The organism is Kangiella sp., from assembly GCF_014762745.1.
In the GTDB taxonomy this organism is placed as follows: Bacteria; Pseudomonadota; Gammaproteobacteria; order Enterobacterales; family Kangiellaceae; genus Kangiella.
Genome location: NZ_JABURJ010000040.1, coordinates 1 through 23169 on the forward strand (window position 1 = coordinate 1; position 23169 = coordinate 23169).

General features: G+C 45.4%; 20 protein-coding genes. 11 read left to right on the plus strand and 9 right to left on the minus strand.

The features are described from left to right. Both HUJ19_RS02490 and HUJ19_RS02495 read left to right on the plus strand, forming a co-directional pair. Nucleotides 1-662: type 1 glutamine amidotransferase domain-containing protein (locus tag HUJ19_RS02490; RefSeq protein WP_290622077.1), on the plus strand; the 662-nt coding region annotated here is incomplete at its 5' end. Between the two features lie 218 nt (nucleotides 663-880). Further along, nucleotides 881-1519, plus strand: a complete 639-nt coding sequence (locus HUJ19_RS02495) for a Vat family streptogramin A O-acetyltransferase (protein WP_290622079.1) — start codon at nucleotides 881-883, stop codon at nucleotides 1517-1519. Nucleotides 1520-1658: 139 nt separating this feature from the next. On the opposite strand, the gene HUJ19_RS02500 is transcribed toward HUJ19_RS02495, so the two are convergent. Together HUJ19_RS02500 and HUJ19_RS02505 are read right to left on the minus strand one after the other, a co-directional pair. Next, complete coding sequence (locus HUJ19_RS02500; protein WP_290622081.1) at nucleotides 1659-2141, minus strand: methylated-DNA--[protein]-cysteine S-methyltransferase; 483 nt, start codon at nucleotides 2139-2141, stop codon at nucleotides 1659-1661. A 20-nt stretch (nucleotides 2142-2161) separates the two neighbouring features. Then, on the minus strand, nucleotides 2162-3547 hold the full coding sequence (locus HUJ19_RS02505; RefSeq protein ID WP_290622083.1) for a DNA-3-methyladenine glycosylase 2 family protein: 1386 nt from the start codon (nucleotides 3545-3547) through the stop codon (nucleotides 2162-2164). Nucleotides 3548-3802: 255 nt separating this feature from the next. On the opposite strand from HUJ19_RS02505, the gene accA reads away from it, so the two are divergent. Together accA and tilS are read left to right on the plus strand one after the other, a co-directional pair. Next, the gene (gene accA, locus HUJ19_RS02510; protein WP_290622085.1) at nucleotides 3803-4762 is read left to right on the plus strand and encodes an acetyl-CoA carboxylase carboxyl transferase subunit alpha; all 960 of its coding nucleotides are present in this window, start codon (nucleotides 3803-3805) and stop codon (nucleotides 4760-4762) included. 9 nt (nucleotides 4763-4771) lie between these two features. Further along, nucleotides 4772-6046, plus strand: coding sequence for a tRNA lysidine(34) synthetase TilS (gene tilS, locus HUJ19_RS02515; protein ID WP_290622087.1), 1275 nt, complete (start codon nucleotides 4772-4774; stop codon nucleotides 6044-6046). Between the two features lie 7 nt (nucleotides 6047-6053). Here the strand turns inward: tilS and HUJ19_RS02520 are convergent, their stop codons facing one another. The 4 genes from HUJ19_RS02520 to HUJ19_RS02535 are packed head-to-tail and all read right to left on the minus strand — an operon-like array spanning nucleotide 6054 to nucleotide 10589. Beyond that, complete coding sequence (locus HUJ19_RS02520) at nucleotides 6054-7109, minus strand: NAD(P)-dependent oxidoreductase (protein ID WP_290622089.1); 1056 nt, start codon at nucleotides 7107-7109, stop codon at nucleotides 6054-6056. Between the two features lie 6 nt (nucleotides 7110-7115). Further along, the gene (locus tag HUJ19_RS02525; protein ID WP_290622090.1) at nucleotides 7116-8270 is read right to left on the minus strand and encodes a patatin-like phospholipase family protein; all 1155 of its coding nucleotides are present in this window, start codon (nucleotides 8268-8270) and stop codon (nucleotides 7116-7118) included. A gap of 4 nt (nucleotides 8271-8274) precedes the next feature. After that, a complete protein-coding gene (locus HUJ19_RS02530; RefSeq protein WP_290622091.1) occupies nucleotides 8275-8853 on the minus strand; it encodes a transglycosylase SLT domain-containing protein in 579 nt (192 codons plus the stop codon). 20 nt (nucleotides 8854-8873) lie between these two features. Then, on the minus strand, nucleotides 8874-10589 hold the full coding sequence (locus HUJ19_RS02535) for a proline--tRNA ligase (protein ID WP_290622093.1): 1716 nt from the start codon (nucleotides 10587-10589) through the stop codon (nucleotides 8874-8876). A 154-nt stretch (nucleotides 10590-10743) separates the two neighbouring features. Here HUJ19_RS02535 and HUJ19_RS02540 point away from each other — a divergent pair, with 154 nt between their 5' ends. After that, nucleotides 10744-10983, plus strand: a complete 240-nt coding sequence (locus HUJ19_RS02540) for a hypothetical protein (protein ID WP_290622095.1) — start codon at nucleotides 10744-10746, stop codon at nucleotides 10981-10983. Nucleotides 10984-11069: 86 nt separating this feature from the next. Here HUJ19_RS02540 and HUJ19_RS02545 read toward each other — a convergent pair whose 3' ends face one another. After that, nucleotides 11070-12719: an amidohydrolase gene (locus tag HUJ19_RS02545; protein WP_290622097.1), complete on the minus strand. Its 1650-nt coding sequence runs from the start codon at nucleotides 12717-12719 to the stop codon at nucleotides 11070-11072. Nucleotides 12720-12889: 170 nt separating this feature from the next. Here HUJ19_RS02545 and dapE point away from each other — a divergent pair, with 170 nt between their 5' ends. Further along, entirely contained in the window at nucleotides 12890-14089 is a 1200-nt protein-coding gene (gene dapE, locus HUJ19_RS02550; protein ID WP_290622099.1) for a succinyl-diaminopimelate desuccinylase, read from the plus strand. Nucleotides 14090-14128: 39 nt separating this feature from the next. Here dapE and HUJ19_RS02555 read toward each other — a convergent pair whose 3' ends face one another. Further along, entirely contained in the window at nucleotides 14129-15826 is a 1698-nt protein-coding gene (locus HUJ19_RS02555; protein WP_290622100.1) for a lysophospholipid acyltransferase family protein, read from the minus strand. Between the two features lie 284 nt (nucleotides 15827-16110). Here HUJ19_RS02555 and aspS point away from each other — a divergent pair, with 284 nt between their 5' ends. The 5 genes from aspS to HUJ19_RS02580 all read left to right on the plus strand — a co-directional run bounded on the left by aspS (nucleotide 16111) and on the right by HUJ19_RS02580 (nucleotide 22140). Next, nucleotides 16111-17871 carry an aspartate--tRNA ligase gene (gene aspS, locus HUJ19_RS02560; protein WP_290622109.1) on the plus strand — a complete coding sequence of 587 codons (1761 nt, stop codon included), beginning with the start codon at nucleotides 16111-16113 and terminating at the stop codon, nucleotides 17869-17871. Between the two features lie 547 nt (nucleotides 17872-18418). Then, nucleotides 18419-19162: a YebC/PmpR family DNA-binding transcriptional regulator gene (locus tag HUJ19_RS02565; protein ID WP_290622102.1), complete on the plus strand. Its 744-nt coding sequence runs from the start codon at nucleotides 18419-18421 to the stop codon at nucleotides 19160-19162. Between the two features lie 358 nt (nucleotides 19163-19520). Next, nucleotides 19521-20051 (plus strand): crossover junction endodeoxyribonuclease RuvC, encoded by a 531-nt coding sequence (gene ruvC / locus HUJ19_RS02570; RefSeq protein WP_018624389.1) that lies wholly within the window; start codon nucleotides 19521-19523, stop codon nucleotides 20049-20051. Beyond that, a complete protein-coding gene (gene ruvA / locus HUJ19_RS02575; RefSeq protein ID WP_290622106.1) occupies nucleotides 20048-20665 on the plus strand; it encodes a Holliday junction branch migration protein RuvA in 618 nt (205 codons plus the stop codon). The genes ruvC and ruvA overlap by 4 nt, the downstream gene beginning before the upstream one ends. Nucleotides 20666-20670: 5 nt before the next feature. Next, nucleotides 20671-22140, plus strand: coding sequence for a hypothetical protein (locus HUJ19_RS02580; protein WP_290622107.1), 1470 nt, complete (start codon nucleotides 20671-20673; stop codon nucleotides 22138-22140). An 11-nt stretch (nucleotides 22141-22151) separates the two neighbouring features. On the opposite strand, the gene HUJ19_RS02585 is transcribed toward HUJ19_RS02580, so the two are convergent. After that, nucleotides 22152-23169: sensor domain-containing diguanylate cyclase (locus HUJ19_RS02585; RefSeq protein WP_290622108.1), on the minus strand; the 1018-nt coding region annotated here is incomplete at its 5' end.

Here is a 23169-nt window from a genome sequence, read left to right on the forward strand (position 1 = left end):
TATTAACCTCGCATGATCAATTGGGTGATACGGGTGAAAAAACAGGTTTCTGGCTTGAGGAGTTTGCCAGTCCATATTATCGTCTTAAAGATGCCGGTGTGGATATCACGCTTGCTTCGCCTCGTGGCGGTCAGCCACCACTTGATCCGAAAAGCCATGAACCGGATGCTCAGACTGAAGATACTGAGCGTTTTGAAAACGATCAGGAGGCGCGCAATCAATTAGCCAATACGGTTCGTCTGTCTGATGTGAATGCCAGCGATTATGATGCAGTTTTTTATCCGGGTGGTCATGGACCGTTGTGGGATCTGCACAAGGATGAGAACTCTATTAAACTCATTGAAGACTTTATTAAGGCGGGTAAACCCGTAGCTGCTGTATGTCATGCACCAGCGGTTTTACTTAAAGCTAAAGATGCTAATGGTGAGCCGCTCGTTAAAGGTAAAAAAGTGACAGGATTCAGTAACTCAGAAGAATCCGCTGTTGGTCTTTCGAAAGTTGTTCCTTATCTATTAGAAGATCAGCTTGTTGAAAAAGGTGGTATCTATGAAAAAGTCGACGACTGGAATTCGTTAGCCATTGTTGATGGGCAGTTAATCACTGGACAGAACCCTGCATCTTCTGCTGCTGTAGCGGATGAGTTGATCAAAGCTCTTAGTTGATACTTCGCTTTTCTTCTTTACTCTAAGTATCCACCTGGTCTACAGTCACTGGATTGTCGGGTCAAGCCCGACAATGACGTGGCGGTGAGGATTGCGGTGGATTTAGAAACGAAAGAGTAGGGTGGGCCTTGGCCCACCGAATGATCTTTTTCACAATTTCATGCCCCTTTACTTCAAGTGTAGAATGACAAGCTAATAATCATTTTACGGAGGTGCCTTTGAACGGTCCGAACCCTAATGACAAAGAGCCCATGAAGGGCTTTCCTCAGGTTGGTTTTCTTAAAAATTTTATAAGCTCACCGAATATTGAGGTGGGCGACTACACTTATTACGATGATCCTGATGGGCCTGAGAACTTCGAAGGCAATGTGCTTTACCATTTCCCCTTTATTGGAGATAAATTAAAGATCGGTAAGTTTTGCGCCATCGCTAAGGATGTAAAGTTCATTATGAACGGTGCAAATCATAAGGTGTCCGGTTTTTCGACCTATCCATTTTATATTTTTGGTAATGGCTGGGAGAAGGTCTTACCCGGCGAAGGTGAGTTGCCGTATAAAGGGGATACCGTTATTGGTCATGATGTTTGGCTCGGATATGAGTCTACGATCATGCCAGGTGTTTCTATTGGCCATGGCGCCATTGTTGCCAGCAAGTCTGTTGTAACTTCTGATGTGCCAGCTTACAGCGTAGTTGGTGGTAACCCTGCAAAAGTGCTTAAGCTTCGATTCAATGAGGTGACCATCGAGAAGTTGTTATCCATCGCCTGGTGGAATTGGAGTGCAGAGAAAATCACCGAGAATCTTGAAGCGATTGTTAACAGTGATATTGAAGCTTTGAGTAAAGCTGGTAACTCGTAAATGTAATTGATTTGTTGGGTTACGAGGCAAGGCCTCTAACCCAACCTATAAGAGCAGATTCCGGCTCGTAGGCCGGAACGACAGGCTGGTGAGGGGGGAATTATTTTGAAGAAATATGGTGCCAAGGCACTTCCTATCGTTATTTTATTATCCCTTCGTGTTTCAGAAGCCACTCTTTGATTTCTAATCCTCCTGCGTAACCGGTAAGGGTGCCGTTGGCACCGATAACTCGGTGGCAGGGGACTATGATGGAGATGGGGTTTTTGCCGTTGGCGGCGCCGACGGCGCGGCTGGCATTTTTGTTGCCGATGGCTGTTGCAAGCTGGCCGTAGTTCCAGGTTTCGCCAAAAGGAATTTTGCAGAGCGTTTGCCAGACGGTTTGCTGGAAGTTTGTGCCGTTTGCTTTGATTGGTAAATCGAATTCAGTTCTTTGGCCTTTGAAGTATTCGTCGAGTTGGCGTTGGGTTTGTTCAATGACAGGATTGCTTTTGTTGAGAAGATCCTGCGTCAAGAGTTTGTTCCAAGGTTTAAAGAATAGTGCTTTGAGGTGTTGGTCATCGGCGTAAATATGCACCGTGCCGAATGGGCACTGTGTTTTTTGATAATAAAGTTTTGTACTCATAAAAATGCTTCTCTTACTTTTTAAAGGCTGTGCCATAGTTGTAGGGTGGCGTAGCTGCGCCAGGGTTGCCATTGTTCGCTGTTGGTTAGGTTGTGCTTTTCCATGGCTTTAATGACGCCGAGATCTTTTACCGGAAAGGCGTCGCTGTCAAAACCGCTTCGCAGCTTGATGTATTCATAAGTCCATGGCCCGATGCCTTTGATAGCCAGTATGGATGATAAATCTTCGCCATTAGTATCAAGATACCATTGGGCAAAGTTATGTAGTGTCTGCTTCCGGCTGTTAGGCATTTTGAGAAAGCTTAAATCGCCATCGACTATTTGCTGTGCTGTTGGAAACAGTTTGTATTGTTCGTTGTAATCACTGCCTAATTGTTCAATGACACTGGCGGTGTGGGTGTAAGCGGCTTTGACTGAAACCTGTTGTCCCAGAATAGCCTTAACGCCAGCTTCAAATGTATCCCAACAGGCAGGTAGGCGTAGTCCTGACTTAAGTAGTGGCTTTAGATGTTTATCCTGTCCAAGAGTTTTTTCGATCACTTCCAGATCACTGTTCAGATCTAATACGCGACGAACGTGGTGCGTGATTTCCAATAGTTTGCTCATGTCACTCAGTTCAATGGTGACCTTGAATGATGAACTGGTTGAATCGAATTCTGCGGCAAAATAGCCATTAACGCTGTCCAGAGTAAAAGTACGGCTGTAACTGTGGTCAGTAACCTTTTCGATTGCCGACAGTTCTCGCTGTTGTAGAAAGTCTTGCATCATTGGCCAGTTGTACGGTGGCCGGTAATGCAGTTTTAATTGAATGGCTTGCGACTCATGCAGGCTTTGTTGGCTGTGTAACTTTTTCCGTAAATTGCTGGGGCTTAGCTTCATGGTCGCCTTAAAGCTGTCATTAAAGCGTCGTACGCTGTTAAACCCTGCGATGAATGCAATATCTGTAATGGACAGCTGAGTTTGGTGCAGTAGCTGTTTCGCAAACATCAGGCGCAGGTGATTGGCATAGGTTATTGGCGAGACACCAAGATACTGCTGAAACAGTTTGCGTAGATAGCGGTCGCTAATACCCATGGACTCACTGAATTCCTGCAATGAAGTTTGGTTTAAAGCGCCGGCCTGAATGCGTGTAACAGCTTTTTTCAGAACAGCCTGATTGCCGAGCCAGGCCGCAGAGAGTGGGGCGGTTTCTGGGCGGCAGCGCAAACAAGGGCGAAAGCCTGCTTCTTGTGCCTGTACGGAACTGGGATAATAAGTGACGTTCTGTTCTTTGGGAGCTGGTGCAGGGCATATTGGTCGGCAATAGATACCTGTGGTTTTTACAGCGACAAAAAAGGTGCCATCAAAGCGCGGATCGCGGGTCAGGCGGGCTTGCTGATAGGTTTTTAAAGTCGCTGAGTTATGCATGAAACACTGTTTACCGGATAGGTTTAGTCTTATCTTAGCAGGATATGGTGAACTGAATAGCCATTTTCGGAACTGAATCGCTATTGGCACTGACAATGCTGTACAATTGAACCAGATGGCAAAAATGCAGAATTATTAATGATTTGAAGCGATAAAGGCTGACAGTTTAGACCAGTCAAGTTACCATTCATTATCAAAGCAAATAAGGGTAGAATATTGCCCCTTATACGCCACTAACTAACAGTTTTATAAGGCATGAGTTTGAACTTTCTAGACTTTGAGCGTCCTATCGCTGAATTAGAAGCGCAAATCGACGAATTGCGCATGATGGGCGAAGACACTGAAATCAATATTAGCGAAGAGATTGAGCGCTTGAAAAAGAAGTCGAAAGACCTCACCAAGCAAATCTTTTCTGACCTTTCGCCGTGGCAGGTAGCGCAATTAGCGCGTCACCCGCAGCGTCCTTACACTCGCGATTATATTGAGAATATCTTCACTGACTTTGATGAGTTGGCGGGCGACCGAGCCTATGCCGACGATGCGTCGATTGTTGGTGGTGTTGCACGACTGGATGATAAGCCTGTAGTGGTCATTGGCCATCAGAAAGGGCGTGATACTAAAGAGAAAATCAGACATAACTTCGGTATGTCGCGTCCTGAAGGCTATCGTAAAGCCAAGCGCATTATGGAGCTTGCTGAGCGTTTCTCACTACCAGTATTCACTTTCATTGACACGCCAGGAGCTTTCCCGGGTGTGGGAGCGGAAGAGCGTGGTCAGAGTGAGGCGATCGCCCGTAACCTTAAAGTGATGTCGCGCCTTGAAGTACCGATTATTGCGACTGTGATTGGCGAAGGCGGTTCCGGTGGTGCATTGGCAATCGGTGTTGGCGACCGCGTTAACATGTTGCAATATTCCACTTACTCGGTAATCTCGCCAGAAGGTTGTGCTTCAATTCTTTGGAAAAGTGCTGAAAAAGCTGAAGAAGCGGCGCAGGCCATGGGTATTACCGCTGAGCGTATCAAGAGCCTGGGTCTGATTGACAATATCGTTGCTGAACCATTGGGTGGCGCGCATCGTGATTATTTGGCGATGGGCAAAAGCTTAAAAGAACGCCTAATGAAAGATATGGACGAGCTTGAAAAATTGAGCGTTGAACAGCTTCTTGCCAAACGTTATAACAAGCTGATGTCGTTCGGTACTGTCAGCGAAGAATAATCATTCCGCATGTCAGAATTAGAGCCAGTTTCTCAAGCAATTGATGAGTTTCTGGCTCTTTGTATTTCTAACTCTATTGATACTGTAGTAGTCGCGCTGAGCGGTGGTGTTGATTCGCTATCGTTATTGCATGCCTTGTATCAGGCCACAAGAGATTCCTCTCATAACTTTTCACTTTCTGCGGTTTATGTTGATCATCAATTGCAAGCAGGCTCGGAGCAATGGGCAAAGCAGAATCAAGGTTTTTGTGAGCGTTTAGACATTCCCTTTCAGTCAGTTCAGATTGAAGTCGATAAAGATTCAGCCAGTCTCGAAAATGCTGCCCGAAAAGCGCGGTATCAGGCGTTATCAGAATTGATTCAGAATCCTCAGACCTGCTTGGTTACCGGTCAGCACTTAAATGATCAGGCCGAAACCTTTCTGTTGCAGTTGTTTCGTGGTGCAGGCAGCAAAGGGCTGTCTGCCATGCCGCATTGGACAAACTTTGCTGGTGGTTATCTGGCGCGTCCTTTATTGAACGTCTCAAGGAATCTACTGGAAGCCTATTGTCAATCGCACGACTTAGAGCCAATCGAAGATCCAACCAATCAGGACACCGATATTCGACGTAATTTTGTGCGTCACGAGGTTATGCCGCTGATTGAAAAAAAGTGGCCCCAGGTTTCAAAAGTCATTGCTAGCGCCAGCCAGGTTCAAGCTGAAAATCAGCAACTACTGGACGAACTGGCAGCGATTGATTTTGAGGCCTGTTTTGGCGTTCGCAGCAATTCTCTATTGTTAGCTCAGGCAAGGCTGTTAAGCCCACAGCGATTTAGAAACCTGCTTCGTTACTGGTTAGGTGCCTGTGGTGCTGATATGCCAAGCCAGGCGGTTCTAGAGCAAATTCAGATACAAATGCTTGATGCTAAAGGGGATGCCAATCCTGTTATTGAGATGGGCAGCGGCTCAATCAGACGTTATCGTGATGGTCTTTATTGGGTAACAGAGTCAGGCAAGGACTATTCCGGTCTAGAGTTAATCTGGTCTACAAAAAATGATCTGGTTCATAATGAGCAAATTTTAATTTCTCTGGAATGGCTACAACAGAACTATCCTAACCTCGTTGGAAAAAAGTTAACCGTTAAAGGTCGTCAAGGTGGCGAGAGAGTCAGGTTTGAACCAGGCAAGCCCAGTGTATCTTTAAAGAATTATTTTCAGGATCTGGGAGTCCCACCCTGGTTGCGGGCTCAGGTTTTATTATTGAGATTTGAAGGCGAAGTTCGCGCGGTGTATTTACCCGTTTAGAACTGAATCAAAAAATCGTATTCAGTTTTTCTACCGTCCAGCCATGATGCGCAGCCCATTGGCTAACAATTGCCTCATCGGTTTTCTTATCTAATGCCCTAAATCCCGTTTGTGTATTATTCAACGCATCATCAATGGCGATATTGTGTGCGTAGAAAATCGGATCTAGGAACTCCATCAGTGTTGGTTCCTTGAGAATGAAATTCACCGGTTTTTTATCGGCGAGAACATCTTTTGCTTCAAAGGCAAAACCAAACTCATCTTCGGCACCTGCATTGGCCAGCAATTTGCCTTTAAATGCTAGTGGGTGATAGTTATTGCTGATGATATCTTTGAGACCTGTGGCCGTGACAATCAGATCGCTTTTGTCGGCGGCCCGTTCGACTAGCTGTGCCTGCCTTGCATCAACACTTTGATAGCCGCGTTGCTCAATGAGCTTTAATCGTCCACTATCTGCTTCAACAACTATGATGTTCGGTGTGATTTTTGAAAAATAATAGGCTATGCCAATACCAACTTTACCAAAGCCAAAAATTAAAACGTTCTTATTGGTTAAGTCTACATCGGCTACTTGTGTAATAGCTCGGTAAACGCCCTCGCCAGTACCCAGGCAAGTTTCCAGACATTTCAAGCGCGTGTCATCCACTGAAACTATTGGCACATGAAATTCTTTGTGTTGCTGATAGCGCATGGCGCCCGTTCGGGTCAGTTCAACGATACCTTTATTTGCGTAGCAGCTCTCTACCAGTTCAGCACCACAGTCAAGCAGAAAATCAAACTCACCTTTGACCAGCTCCAGCGGCACATAAGGCACTTGCTCATTGGCTAAAACTTGTATTGCATCCATGTCTTCGTTCATAAAGCTGGGATTGGTTACAACGAGGTCAGCACCAGCCGCTTTGAGGCAGGCGGTTTTCATCAAAGTAGTTTGTGTTAAAGGAACATTATGAACGATGGTAAAGCCTTTATAAGGCTGGCTGGCCTGATAGTCGGCAAACATCTGGTGCATGAAAGGAGCGATATCGGGACTGTAATGGCGAAATACATCGTCAAAGCATTTCATGTGTGGTTAGTCTTCCTGTGAAGATGGCTCGTAATCGAAGAAGTTCAGGATGTTGTGTTGCTGTTTCATCGCATCCTGATAACCCAGCTCGATTAAGTGGCTGGTAAAGGATTTATCGAATAACAAATAACTTAAAATACTCTCGCCATTTTCATCATCAACGCCGATACGCTTGAAAAAGAAGCGCAGGCCGCGTGGCAAGTTCTTGAAGTACTGACCAGCCAGCTCCATCGGATCAACGCTTGGAGAAATAATAAAGGTATCTACCGGTTTAAGGGTCAATTGCTCGCGCACAATGTCACGCTCAGGAATGTGAGCCAGGAGCTCATTAACACGCATCATACGTTCGATATCACTCTCCAGGCTGTCGATGAAAATACTGTCCAGCAAGTGACCACTGATATCGCCGATTGTGGGAATTTTAATCTTATGGTCCACTTCACCGCGCAATGGCTCAACGGTAACGACAAACAATTTATTGGCACCCAAATGCAGGGCAGGACTCAGTGGCGTTAAAAAGCGCATGGAACCATCACCAAAATGAATCTCGTTAATTGGCTCAGAGGGAAAAACCATGGGGATAGCAATTGAGCCCATCAGGTGGGACATGGTCAGGTCTTCGGCTTTGCCGTATCGACGAAACCGTTGCCACTCTACTAAATCAGGAATGCCCTGAAAGAAACTGACTGAGTCGCCAGTGTTATAGTTATAGGCTGTAATACAGGCTGCATCAAGAAAGCCCTTGTCGATATTTTCACGAATATCATCAAAGCGGATAGCCTTGGTCAGTAATCCCCGTAATGGCTCATTATCGAGCAGCGCCAAAGGTTTTTTGATCTGACTGGCCGGACGCAAGATATTCCATAACCAGCGACCAGCATTACCCAGTAGCTGAGTTAATTTGGTGTGATAGACCTGATCAGGAGTCAGGTTTACCCAGATTTGTTCCAGCCGTCTGATCCCTTCAGCAAAGCGGTGACTATGTTCGGCAACAGCGCAGGAATTGATCGCACCAGCAGAAGTGCCGCTGACAATACGAAAAGGCGATTGTTCGGGTTGCTCCAGAATTTCGGTGACCGCTTTTAGAACGCCTACCTGATAGGCGGCACGTGAGCCACCGCCACTTAGAATCAGTCCGGGTATTGAGGGCTTATCGGTCATTGCCTTAGAGTGCCCAGCGTTGACGTAAAGCAGCGTAGACTTTATTCGGATATTTGGCTCGACCGCGCGAACCGTTGTAGCGGCCCAAGGCATAGGTCAGGTTGCCTTTTTCCATATCCAGATAGAGTTTCAGAATATAGCAACCATAACGGACATTAGTTTCCATATCGAAAAGTGAATCTTCAGGGTGGCCAATTTCATCTTTCCAGAAAGGCATAACCTGCATCAATCCTCGGGCATTCGCTACTGAAAGTGCATAGCGGTCAAAATTACTTTCCACTTCCATGATGGCCAGAACCAGCTGAGGATCGACGCCCGATGCATTGGCATAGCGATGAACAAGGGTGAGTATTTTAAGGCGTTCTTCCTCAGGAATGTGGGGAGCGCGGCGAGCAAGACGACCCGACATATCCTTCATCCAGACCTCTGCATCATAACGATCAACAAAATGATTATCAGCTTCCATCAAGGCTTTTAATTCATCATAAAAAGCCTGATCTGGACGTTCCTGCGCCTGACTGATTTGAGTAAAACCAGCCAGCGTAACAAAGGCAATCATGATAAAGATTTTGCTGAGTGTCATATGGTTAAAGCTCATGCCGCTTATTGTTGTAACAGTCCCTGAATATAATCTACAACATTTTCCACACTGACGTCATCCTTGGCCGTGTTCTGGCGGTTTTTATATTCAATGGTGCCGTTTTCCAGACCTCGCTCACTGACCACCAGACGATGTGGAACGCCAATCAATTCCATGTCTGCAAACATAACGCCTGGGCGTTCTTTGCGATCATCAAAAATCACATCAGTACCAAGGTTCTGTAGATCTTGATAGAGCTTTTCTGCGACCTGTTGAACCTGCTCGGAGCGATGCATATTCATTGGAATGATGGCTACCTGGAACGGAGCAATTGACTGTGGCCAGATAATGCCATTATCGTCATAATTTTGCTCGATGGCAGCGGCAACGATGCGCGACACGCCAACACCATAGCAACCCATGGCTAAGGTGACAGCTTTGCCGTTTTGATCAAGAACCTTGCAGTTCATGGCTTCGGAGTATTTGGTGCCAAGCTGGAAGATGTGTCCAACCTCGATACCGCGTTTGATTTCTAAGATGCCTTTACCATCTGGACTAGGATCACCGGCCACTACGTTGCGAATATCCATGACTTCGGTGATTTGTGCATCACGCCCCCAGTTAAAACCGGTTAGGTGATAGCCTTCTTCATTGGCTCCGCAGGCAAAATCGCTCATGACTGCCGCATCACGATCCACAATAACCGGGATATTCAAACCTTGCGGGCCACAAGAACCTGGCGTGCTGCCAGTGGTGGCAAGAACAATCTCATCACTGACTAACATTAGAGGTTCTGTGATTAATGGGTGTTTGCTTGCCTTGATTTCATTAAGCTCGTGATCACCGCGTAAACATAGGGCGATAACTGGTTGCTCTTCTGTTTCGCCTTGAACAAACAGGGTTTTCAAAACCTGATGGGGCTCAATGCCCATTAACTCTGCTGCCTGTTTGACTGTTCGGCAGTTAGGCGTTGCCACCTTTTCCAACTCTTTAGTAGGAGCCGCTGCTTCCAGTTTTGGCGCAAGACTCTGAGCTTTTTCAATATTGGCCGCATAATCACTTTCGGTACTGAAAGCAATAGCGTCTTCGCCGGACTCTGCTAATACATGGAACTCATGTGAATTACTGCCACCAATAGCGCCAGTGTCAGCCAGCACAGGACGGTAGTCCAGCCCAATACGTTCGAAAATATTACAGTAGGCTTGATGCATGACCTGATAGGTCTCGCCTAAAGATTCTTCGTCGATATGGAAAGAGTAGGCGTCCTTCATCAGGAATTCGCGGGCGCGCATAACACCGAAACGAGGACGTACTTCATCGCGGAATTTAGTCTGGATCTGATAGAAATTGGCTGGCAGCTGTTTGTAACTATTAATTTCATCGCGAATAAGCGCAGTGATAATTTCTTCGTGAGTCGGGCCCAGACAGAAATCACGGCCATGACGATCTTTAAAGCGTAGCAGTTCTGGGCCAAACTGATCCCAGCGGCCAGATTCTTCCCACAACTCAGCAGGTTGCACGCCGGGCATTAAAACCTCAATGGCTCCCGCCTTATTCATTTCTTCGCGGACAATGGCTTCGACCTTGCGTAATACTCGCAAGCCCGTTGGCAACCAGGTGTACATGCCGGAAGCAATCTTGCGGATCATGCCCGCTCGAAGCATCAGTTTGTGGCTGACTAGCTCAGCGTCGCTGGGATCTTCTCTTTGTGTGGATAGTAAGTATTGGCTGCTACGCATCAGTTACTCGTTGTTGTCATTATCAAAATCATAGAGGGCGTCTATTGTAGCAAGCTTTAGAGGGCCTCAAAAGCGCCTTTGATAGATAAAGTGAATTGCCGATTGGTTAAAAATTGTACTATTATGGTGGGGAGTCTTTTACTAGGAGGCTTTTATGAAATTACTACCTTTAGCTCTGACCGTTACTGCCTTCGCAGTGCTGGCAACAGGGTGCAATTCTACCTCTTCTCGCTACGCAGCATCTTCCGATGACGACGAATACGTGTACGTTATTGATTGGCAAAAAGTCTATCTGGTCGAAAAGGCAGCGCGTGAAGGAAATGCTAACGTTGATACCGTCTGGATTAACTATCCTAAAAAGCGCGTCAAGAAGAGCGAATTGGCTAGCAATTAACATCTGCTAGTTAAAAATTTAATCTATGGGCTGCGTGAGCATTGCGCTCACGCAAGGAAGTATTTTAGCGTTAATTAGTGCTTATCTTAGAAAAGACGCCTGCCACCAACCCAGGTTTGCAAGACTTTTACATCATCAAGCTTGGTTTCATCCACAGAAAAAACATCTTTATCAATCAAGATAAAGTCAGCTTTTTTACCCGCTTCCAGACTGCCTATTTCATCTTCCCAGAATCCAGAATATGCTGCATCAATAGTGAAGGCTTTCAAAGTTTCAGCGCGGTTCAGTTTTTCGCCGGGCAGCCAACCGTTCTCAGGTTGGTTGTCACTGTTCTGGCGAGTCACTGCGGCATGGATGCCGAGGAAAGGATTGGCCAGCTCAACTGGGAAATCAGAGCCTGCTGCAATCAACACATCATGCTCGCGCATTTTTCGCCATGCATAGGCACCTTTTAAACGTTCATCACCTAAACGGTCGCCGGCCATATTCATGTCGCTGGTGGCATGGGTTGGTTGCATGGAAGCAATGATATTCAGCTCAGCAAAGCGAGGAATATCTTCAACTGCAACCACTTGAGCATGTTCGATGCGATGGCGAAGTACATCAGCAGATTGCTCTTTAGGCAATTTGGCAAAAGTATCTAACACCAGTCGATTAGCTGCATCACCAATAGCATGCACGTTGGCCTGGAAACCGTAACGAGCGATAAGGCTTAAATCCTCGGCCAGTTTCTTTTCAGTAGTTAGTAACAACCCTTTGTTATCAGGAGCGTCAGAGTAGGGAGCCAGCAGTGCCGCGCCACGACTGCCCAATGCGCCATCGCTGTAGAGTTTTACTGAACGAAACTTTAAATAAGGCAGCTCGACCTTGCCCATCTTGAGCATGGTTTCAAGTCGAGCATCGCTGCCACTCAACATGCCATACAGACGAACCGGAATTTGTTTCTGTTTGGCCATTTCCAGCATGAGTTTATAAGTATCGAAATCAACGCCAGCGTCATGAACCGAAGTGATACCCAGTTTCAGCATGTGATCAAAAGCCAGCTCCAAAGCTGTTCGGCGCTCCATTGCATTTAACGGAGGGATTTTGCTTTCAACCATATCCATGGCTGCATCAATCAACACACCAGTGGGGTTGCCGCTGGCATCTTTAATGATTTTGCCACCCGCCGGGTCGGCGGTGTCTTTGGTAATTCCTGCAAGCTCTAATGCTTTTGAGTTAGCCCAGCCAGCGTGACCATCAATACGACTGAGCCAAACGGGGCGGTCACTGATAATGGCATCCAGCATTTGCTTAGTCGGGAATTCTTTTTTGGCCCACAGTACCTGATTCCAACCACGGCCCTGAATCCAGCGCAGTTCTGAATTAGCTTTGGCGTACTCGCTAATCTTTTTCATGGTTCCTTCAAGCGAATCGATGCCACGCAAATCAACGCGCATCAAATTTAAGCCTAGTCCTAACACATGGCCATGTGCATCGGTTAAACCGGGAAGCAGTGTTGCACCTTTGCCATCAATTGAAATACTGGCTTTTGCCTGCTTGGCCAGCTCTTCGTGAGAGCCATAAGCGATAACCGTATCGTTTTCAAATAAAAGACTGTCGAACTCCACCAGTTCGCCGTCAGCAAAAGTATAGCCTTTTACGTTATGAATCAGGGTTGGAAGAGCCTCAACAACTGTAAAAAGGCTCGAGGTAATAAACAGGGCAAGGCCCAGAATCCATTTGGTCATACGCATTGTGATCATTCTTCAGAAGTTAGGGTAGTAGCACTTTAGTCTATTTTTCGAGCACGATAAAGAGTCTGTACACGGTGCTCTGCTGATTCCTGTCGCAAAAGCTTCATGTTTATGTCGCTCGCCTGTCATTAGCCGTTGCTATAAAGAAGCTGAGATAAAAGAGGTGAATTATGCTAAAGCAAACAAGTGTTATAAAAGAACAAGCGACAAAAGCACATAGTAAAATCGAATTGAATTATCAGTCGATCATGCTGGAACTGGCGCAAAATTTGATTCGTAAGCCTTCAATTACCCCTTCTGATCAGGGCTGTTGTGATTTAATAGGTGAGCGATTAGAGGCGATTGGCTTCAATTTAGAGTTCATGAATCAAAATCGAGTGTCCAATCTTTGGGCAAAGCGTGGCGAAGGGCATCCTGTAGTAGTATTTGCTGGGCATACCGATGTGGTGCCGCCAGGCCAGAATGCCAAATGGGATACACCAGCCTTTATTCCGGTGATTAAAGATGGCTTCCTGCATGGCCGTGGCGCATCCGATATGAAAGGGAGCCTGGCCGCGATGGTGGTGGCCGTTGAGCAGTTTGTTTCCCTGTATCCAGAACATAAGGGCGCTATTGGCTTTATGTTGACCAGCGACGAAGAAGGCGTTGCTCTGGAAGGTACTAAGCATATCGTTGAAACCTTACTGAACCGCAAAGAAGTTATAGATTGCGCCATCGTTGGTGAGCCTACTACCGAGATTAAACTCGGCGATTCGATTCGTATCGGACGGCGTGGTTCGATTAATTGCAAAATAACTTTGCATGGTAAGCAGGGACACGTCGGTTACCCTGAACAACTGATTAACCCTATTCATAAGTCATCACGATTGATTCATAAACTTTCCTCAAAACGTTGGGATATGCCAAGTCGCTTTTTCCCTTCAACCAGTTGCCAGTTGGTTAAGGTCCATTCGGAAAGCGGTGCCATGAATGTCACGCCTGCTGATTTGGAGCTATGGTTTAACTTTCGATACTCGCCCAGAAACAGCTTTTCAAAAATCAAAGCCTATGTTGAGAAGAAGATAATCAAATATGACCTTAAAGCGGACATTGAATGGGACCATGAAGCAGAACCCTATTTGACTAAACGAGGTTCATTACGTAAAAGCCTGCAAAAGACCATTCAAAAAGAATGTGGTTTAAAACCAAAGTTAACCACGGGTGGCGGAATATCAGATGGTCGTTTTATCAAGCAAATAGCCAGGCAGGTTATTGAGCTTGGACCGAGCAATAAAACCATTCACCAGGCCAACGAAAGAGTCAGTGTTGCTGAGCTGGATCAGTTACGACACTTGTATTTTAAATTATTAGAAGACCTGCTGCTTAAATAGCAGCAGGATGAGTTAGGCTATCGAGCTAAGTTAACTGGTTTAATCGATATAGCGCTTGCGTTTCTTATCTTTCAATTTCAACAAGTCAATCCAGACCACACTATCAATACAGTCCCCAAAAGCAGGATCCGAGCCAAAGTCATGAAATTCTACACCGCCTTCAATGCAAAGGTCGCTGTACTGTTTAAAGAGAGTCGGGACGCTGCAACCCTGTTTGGCCAGTTCCGACTTTAATACGGCAAAAGCTTCCTTTTCATCAAGATGGTTGAACAGCTTTTCAAGCTTAGCTTTTTGTACTGGTTTGATGCGATAGGCATTGAAAGAGCGTGCTAGCAATAGTGGAGCGCCATAAAAGGTCTGGTAAAAATAAATAATCAGGTCTTTGGCAAAGGCAGGATAGTCATTGCTAAGACTGATTGGACCAAACAGGTAGCGTACGTGTGGATTTTCGCGTAAATATGCGCCAATCCCAAACCACAAATAGTCGAGGCTACGCTTGCCCCAGTATCGTGGTTGGACAAAGCTTCTGCCCAGCTCCATGGCCATGGGGAACTTCTGTCGCAGTTGATCTTCGTATCCAAACAAGGTTTCTGAATAAAGTTCCTGATCAGTTCCCAGCTGATTGATGTCAGCTATGCGATAGCTGCCGACAATTTCTAAATCCTGCTCGTCCCACAGCACAATATGCTTGTAGTAATAATCAAATTTATCAATATCCCGACGATTGCCTGTGCCTTCGCCTACTGCACGAAATGCTACCTCCCTCAGACGACCAATTTCACGAAGCAGAACAGAGTCGATGGTATTTTCCAGCAGGTAAATCTTTTTTCCGTCATGGGTTTGACCAATCAGCCGACAGCGGCTGAGCTCTTCTTTGAGCAGTTGTTTCTTTTCTGGGTGAGCAATTGATTGTTCTGTCTCAAAAAGTCCGCTTTTGTCTTTCTTTAAACCATAGAGGTGCTCTTTGAAGCGAGCAATGCTGTCCTTGCTTGCTGGCGACATGCCGCTAAAAGAAGCGTATGGAATCAATTTCCCTACTTTGATGGGTAGCGTCAGCGAGACATTCTTGAACATTTCACGAACCAGTAGAAGTGCGCTGACAGGTTTGGCTATCAGCGATAAGCCATAAAAGAATTTAGAGTTTTTACCGCCAACATGAATCGGCAAAACGGGTGCTTTTGCATGCTTTGCCATACGCAGAAAACCCGAGTACCATTTGCCATCGCGCACACCCTTGAATGATAGTCGCGAGACTTCGCCAGCCGGGAAGAAAATCACTGCTTGTTCATCGTCCAAAGCCTGATGGATTTGCTGGATTTTATCTCGGCTATTTTGGCCAGTAAGATTGTTGACGCCTAAGAAGAAGGGGCGCAGTGGTGCCATTGACCCTAACAGTTCGTTAACCACAATTTTGACATCCTTGCGAACCGAATGTACTAAAGCTAGTAGCGCAAGCCCATCCAATGAGCCTAACGGGTGGTTGGCAATGATCACCACGCGCCCGGACACGGGGATATTTTCTAATGATGAATTACTGACAGAGTAACTCAGGCCTAGATGCTCATTGACTTTCTCCAGAAAGTCACTGTGCGATAAATGCTGGTATTGCTCAATAAACTCATTGATTTCCTGCTGGTGGAATAACTTGGCAATCAGATTTGAAACACCTGATTTAATTCGGGGTGATTTGTCTAATTTGGGTAACAATTGCTCGACCAGGTTTTTGCTGTCAATCATAAGCGCCCACTCCCAGATGAGTTACTTGCAGATAGTGCTGTTTGTAAATACTTTTTCATGTTGGCTATTTTTTCACCGTAAAGTGACAGCAACGTGGCAACCATTAGAAACTTTTATGACAGAAGGGCACTTAACCTGATGTCGGAAACTGGGTTAAAATTCAGCATTTCAGGGGCTTCCAGCTTGCTACTCGGCAAGCTGTGGCGTACCATACTGCGTTTTTTCGGGGTTTTTCCCTTCTTAAATAATTCAGGTTTCAGGCAGAAATACCTATGACAAGCAAAATGCGAAGCCACTACTGTGGCGAACTATCGAAAAATGAAGTAAATCAATCGGTTACATTATCAGGCTGGGTACATCGCCGCCGTGATCTTGGAGGTCTTATTTTCCTTCAGATGCGTGATCGCAGCGGTTTGATTCAGGTAGTGATTGATCCTGACTTTAAAGAGTTGTTTGCCATCGCAGAGCAGCTTCGTAATGAGTATGTGATTCAGGTGAAAGGGCAGGTACGTGCTCGTCCGGGGGAAATGGTCAATAAAAACATGACCACCGGTGAGATTGAGGTTTTAGCGCAGGAGCTGACCATTCTCAATAAAGCACAGCCGCCAGCGATTCCAATCGATGAGAATCTGGAAGCCTCTGAAGAACAACGCCTGAAATACCGTTACCTTGATTTACGTCGTCCTGAGATGGCACAGAACATGATTTTCCGTCATAAGGTGACCAGCGCCATGCGTCGTTATATGGATGAGCATGGTTTTATTGACGTAGAAACACCGATTTTGACCAAAGCGACGCCAGAAGGTGCCCGTGATTATTTGGTACCAAGCCGCGTACACAAAGGTTCATTCTATGCCTTGCCACAATCACCTCAGTTGTTTAAGCAGTTGTTGATGATGTCTGGCTTTGATCGTTATTACCAAATCGTCAAATGTTTTCGTGACGAAGACTTGCGCGCTGACCGTCAGCCAGAGTTCACTCAGCTGGATATCGAAACCTCATTCCTCGATCAGGAAGAAGTGATGGAGTTGATGGAGGGTTTGATTCGTCACCTGTTCCAAGAATTGATGGCTATCGAACTGCCAAAATTCCCGCGCATGAGCTATGCCGAAGCGATGGAGCGTTATGGTTCGGATAAGCCGGACTTGCGTACCGATATGGAGTTGGTTACGGTTGATGAGATTGTAAAAGACGTAGAGTTTAAAGTATTTGCCGGTCCTGCTAACGATGAGCAAAGCCGTGTTGCCGCGCTGCGTGTACCGGGCGGTGCGCAATTAAGCCGTAAACAGATTGATGAATACACTAATTTTGTCGGTATTTATGGTGCCAAAGGTTTGGCCTGGATGAAGGTCAATGGAAAGGGCGCTGAAAACCTGCAAAGTCCAATTCTGAAGTTCCTTGGCGACGACAAAGCATTAGCTATCGTTGAGAAAGTGGGAGCTCAGGAAGGCGACATTATCTTCTTCGGCTCGGATAGCAAACGAGTGGTTGCTGATGCCATGGGTGCATTGCGCCTTAAAGTTGCAGCGGATCTTGAACTGATTCGTGACGAATGGAAACCACTGTGGGTTGTCGACTTCCCAATGTTTGAAGAAATTGATGGCGAGATCCATGCATTACACCATCCGTTTACGGCACCTAAAGAAAACGATGTGGCGGCAGTTAAAGCCAACCCAACCGAAACCTTGTCTAAAGCGTATGACATGGTACTAAACGGTAGTGAAGTGGGCGGTGGCTCCATTCGTATTCATAACCAGGATATGCAGGAAACCGTATTTGATATTCTTGGTATTGATGAAACCGAACAGAAAGAAAAGTTTGGCTTCTTACTGGATGCCTTGAAATTCGGTTGTCCGCCACACGGTGGCTTGGCCTTCGGCTTAGATCGTTTAGTGATGTTAATGGTCGGCGCGGACTCAATTCGTGATGTTATCGCCTTCCCGAAAACCACAACAGCAAGCTGTCCGTTAACGCAAGCGCCAAGCATTGTTGAAGAAAAACAGCTGGATGAATTAGGTATCCAAGTTAAGAAAAAAGAACAGTAAGAAATAGAGCAATGGATTCCCGCACCTAGGGCATTTCCGTTGGTCACCTACGCGGGAATGACATTAATCTTTTATTTCCTTTGTTGAAAGTATCTTTGCAACACTTAAGGCTAAGGTTATTAAACAACAAGTCACATAGAATTTAGAAAACATACTAGGCCCGAACGTAAGAGAAGGCTTTGGGCAAAATAATTTCGAGGTATAAAGTTTGTAAGAGTGAAGATTTTATAGGTTATAAATGACGAACCCGAACAAACTTAAGTATGAGATAGTTTAAAACGTGTAAGAGAAGGATTATACCCAAGGGGGCAGACCCGACGAAACTCTAACGCGACAAATTGAAATTTTATAGCGGAGCGTAAAATTTTTGCTCCAAAGTTACAGAAAGATAAAGTATAGGCTTGAAGATAAGAGAACGCTTTGAGCTAAGCAATTTCGCGGCATAAAGTTTGAAAGAGTGAGGCGTTTATATTTCATAAATAACGAACTCGATCAAACTTTATAACAATGAAATTGCGACGATCAAAAGTTCGAGAGGTTAATTATTATGGCTGGTCACTCAAAATGGGCAAACATCAAACACCGCAAAGCAGCACAAGATGCCAAGCGGGGGAAAATCTTTACCAAATTGATTCGTGAGCTGGTAGTAGCTGCGAAAGAAGGTGGTGGTGATCCCAATGATAACCCAAGGCTGAGAACCGCAATTGATAAGGCGCTTGGCGCCAACATGAAAAAGGATACCATCGAGAAAGCCATTGATCGGGGTACCGGTAACGCTGAGGGCGATAACTACGAAGAGCTGACTTACGAAGGTTATGGTCCAGGCGGGGTTGCTATTCTAGTTGAATGCATGACCGATAATAAAAATCGTACTGTCGGTGAAGTTAGACATGCCTTTACCAAACATGGTGGTAACTTGGGTACCAATGGTTCGGTAGCCTACCTGTTTGAGAAAAAAGGTCAGTTCGTTTTTGGCGATAATGTAGAAGAAGAAGCATTGATGGAAGCGGCATTAGAAGCAGGGGCAGAAGACTTTATCGCACACGACGATGGCTCTTTTGAAATTCTGACGACGCCAGAAGACTTTATGGATATTAAGGAAACGCTAGTGAAAGCAGGCTTTGAGCCAGAAAACGCCGAAGTATCCATGCTGCCATCAACTCAGGCAGAGCTCACCGTTGATGATGGTGCTAAAGTGATTCGACTTGTTGATCGTCTTGAGGAATTAGACGATACGCAGAACGTTTATACGAACGCGGATATTCCTTCTGAGTCCTACGACCTCGTTTAGAGCTGCCAATACTTTGACGATACTTTGTTAAATTTATTTTTGCTCTGAGTCATTTACAACTTGTAAACTCCTCAAAGCAAAAATAAATTTGCCTCGTATCGTCTTCGTCTTGAGCACCTCTAATTGTACGGCGATATATTTAATGAAGTTTTGTTGATTCTTTCGCCGCGCCTCACCTGCATCTAAATCATTTCTGTTATTTTTTCGATCTTTCCTTACGACTTCCTGTTTGTCAGAGCCAAGGGGCACATTCCTCATTCATAAAGAATGTCTCTTTCCTATCACCTTGACCATTGCTACCAGAAAAAGTCTAATAGGCGATTGAGTATAAGAATCTATTTATCGGTTTGGAGCATTAATGCCTATTATCCTTGGAATTGACCCGGGCTCACGCCTGACTGGCTTCGGTATCATTGAAGTAGGTGGTCAAATTCCTGCCAATCGCCCTCGATACATCACGAGTGGCTGTATTCGGATTAAGGATGAAACGCTCGATTTAAAGCTTAAGCAGATTTTTGATAGTGTGTGTGAGTTGATCCAGGAGTTTAAGCCTGATGAGTTTGCCATCGAGTCAGTGTTTTTGTCCAAGAATGCTGACTCAGCCTTGAAACTAGGTCAGGCCCGTGGTGCGGCCATTGTCGCTGCAAGCCATTATGCGCTACCTGTTTCCGAATATCCTGCCAGGAAGGTCAAGCAGTCGGTGGTGGGCACTGGCGGGGCCGATAAAACTCAGGTTCAGCACATGGTCAAAACATTATTAAAACTCCCAACCAGCCCACAGGCCGATGCGGCCGATGCTTTGGCGGTGGCCTTATGTCATGCCAACACCACTCAGGGGCTGGCTCAGTTGAAGGGTGTAAAAACGATAACCAGAGGACGTTTACGTTGATCGGTAGAATACGCGGTACATTAATCGAAAAAATCCCTCCATTTGTCATCATTGAAACCAGTGCCGGGGTCGGCTATGAAATTCAGGTGCCAATGACAACCTTTTATCAGCTACCAGAAGAGGGCGAGCAGGCCATCCTTTCAACTCACATGTCGATCTCAGAAAATCTACATGCGCTTTATGGTTTCATTAGTACCAAAGACCGAGCACTATTTCGTGAGCTGATTAAAGTGAATGGTGTTGGTCCTAAGTTGGCCCTTGCCATTCTATCGGGCATGGAAACTGACGAGTTTGTGATGACGGTGCATGATGGCAATGTGGATAGGCTTGTGAAACTGCCTGGCGTGGGTAAGAAAACGGCTGAACGTCTTTTAGTTGAAATGTCTGACCGCCTTAAAGATTGGTCAATCAGCTCAGGCCTTTCAAACAGCAAACCATCTGAAACCAGTGCTCCTGTTGGTGCAAAGACCGATGCTTCCCAAGAAGCGGTCAGCGCCCTGATTGCTTTGGGCTATAAACCTCAAATAGCCAGCAAGGCTGTCGCACAGGTGGCTTACGATGATGCCAAGAGCGAAGAGCTTATTCGCCTGGCTCTGAGACAGTTAGCGGGTTAGTGTTGATGCTTCTGAGATTGCTTTTAGTTGCTTTCAGTCTTCTATTCTTTTCGGCGGTTGCATCCGCAGAAGAGGACCCGATTCGACTGAATGTTGAAAAGCGCTATGAGCAATTTCAAGTAAGCGACTGGTTTACAGACTCTGGTTTAAAGTCCATTCTGACGCCTTTGTTGAAAGCTATTGGTCAGCAAAAAATTCTAGATGATGAGCAACAATTTTATCATGCCGCCGATCTTTATGATGCAGGGCAAAAGCAGTTAGCGTTTTACTATATGCACCATTTAGCCCATCTTGGATACAGTGTGCCGCAATTTTATCTGGGTTATATGTATAACGTTGGTGAAGTTGTCGACCAGAACCATGAAGAGGCTGCTTATTGGTATCTGCTAGCTTCTATGAACGGTGATGCAGATGCTCAGCGTAATTTGGGTTACATGTTCTACTATGGTGAAGGACTTGCCGTTGATTATGACGAGGCCATTTATTGGCTTAGCCAGGCGTCTTTCAATGCCGATCCTGATGCACAGTTTGAGCTCGCCTATATTTACGATATGGGTGAAGTGGTTGCTGAAGACAAATTCAAAGCCATCGAACTTTATAAAATGGCATCGCGCGCAGATCATGCTAAAGCAACACACTTTCTTGGATTATCTTATCGAGATGGCGATGGTGTTGAAACTGATTATGTTACCGCATTCCAGTATTTCAGTAAGGCCGCAGAGCTAGGTCATACCGCAGCCATGTCTGAGCTTGGGTATTTTTATCTTAATGGTTTTGGCACTGAAGAGAATTTCGATAAAGCATTTGATTGGTTTGAAAAAGCCAAAGAACAAAATGATATCAATGCTTACTACAATATCGCCTGGATGTACGAAAATGGTGTTGGCGTGCAGCAAGATTATGAAAAAGCACTGGAACATTATCTGGTTGCTGCAAAAGCAAATGATGCTGATGCACTTTTTCAGGTCGGTTTCTTTTATGCCGAAGGTAAAGGAACTAAACAAGATATCCGTAAGGCCGTGTATTGGTATGAAAGAGCTGTTAGTCATAATAGTTTGTCTGCAATGAATAACCTGGCCAATATTAACTACAATGATAAGGGGCAATGGCGAGATCATTCTAAGGCTGTGGAGTTATGGGAAAAGGCTGCCAATGGTGGACATCTTCTGGCTCAATATAATCTTGGGGCTTATTACGAGACGGATGATAATCCCACCAGAGATGAACAAAAAGCTTTTCAGTGGTATTTAAAAGCCGCCAAACAAAATGATGGAGAGTCTCAGTACAAGATTGCCCAAATGTACTTAACAGGTACTGGAACAGACCCTAGTTTTGAGCAGTATCAATATTGGCTAAAACAGGCTTCTAATAATAACTATCAACCAGCAAAAGATGAGCTTGGAGATGAAGGCGAGACTCTTGACCCTTCTATCTTGGAGCAAATTCGAAAGATTATGGAAGAAGCAAACAAATAATTTAAAAAGTGTTATTGCCTTTCTTTTTTACGTTCACGTTTATTGGCGAACATTCGCTTATCTGCCAGCTCAAGTAATTCATCAACTGTATTTACATCATCAGGAAATATAGCGATACCAAAACTTGCCCCAAGTTGGAATTCCTGGCCATCATCTTTCATTGGTAAGTCCAGAGATTGAATTAAGTTTTGTACAACAGCTTTGGCTGAGTCCATCCCGTTTACAGGCGACAAGGTTATCGCAAATTCATCACCGCCGAAGCGTGAAACCGTATCAGAGCTTCTGATAGTTTCTGAGAATCTATTAGCCAGTGTCTTCAAAGCCTTGTCGCCGATATGATGACCGTGTGTATCATTCAGGACTTTAAGGTTATCCATATCAATGGCGATAAGCGCAACTTTACTGCCATCGCGCTTGGCGTGGGCAATATTTTGATGAAGGTGGTCCATGAATAGGGCGCGATTTGGTATACCGGTTAGCTCATCACGAGTTGCTCGGCGGAATAATTCATCCTGCGCGTAATATTGGGCATGAAACATGGTGCTTGCCACCAGCTCTGACATGTAGGCAATGATCTTTAATTCCAGGATGGAAAAGAAATTGGGTTTGTTCGATAGCACTTTTAGCACGCCGACAACTTTTTTCTGATGAAATAACGGAAAAGCCACCATAGAGCGATGACCAATCGCAGTTCTAGAGAGCTGATCAACCCTTTCATCATTTTCGGTATCATTCGCTATAAGAGCCTGCTGAGTCCGAATGGCAATTGCAGACATATTGTTGGCGCTATCTCTTCTCACGCCAAGATAGTGGGAGGCAATACCTGTAGCCGCCCTGATGACCATCTCACTATCCTCAATTAACTCAATCACTGCACCAGCTGCATTGGTAAGTTTTTGCGACTGCTGACAGGCTTCATTGAGAATGGCACCGAAGTTAATACCCAGCCGGGCAATTGAAGTTTGCGCCTGGATAATTTCTTCAAGCTTCTTGTGAGACAGTAGCGTGTTTTCTATAGTCGCATCATTA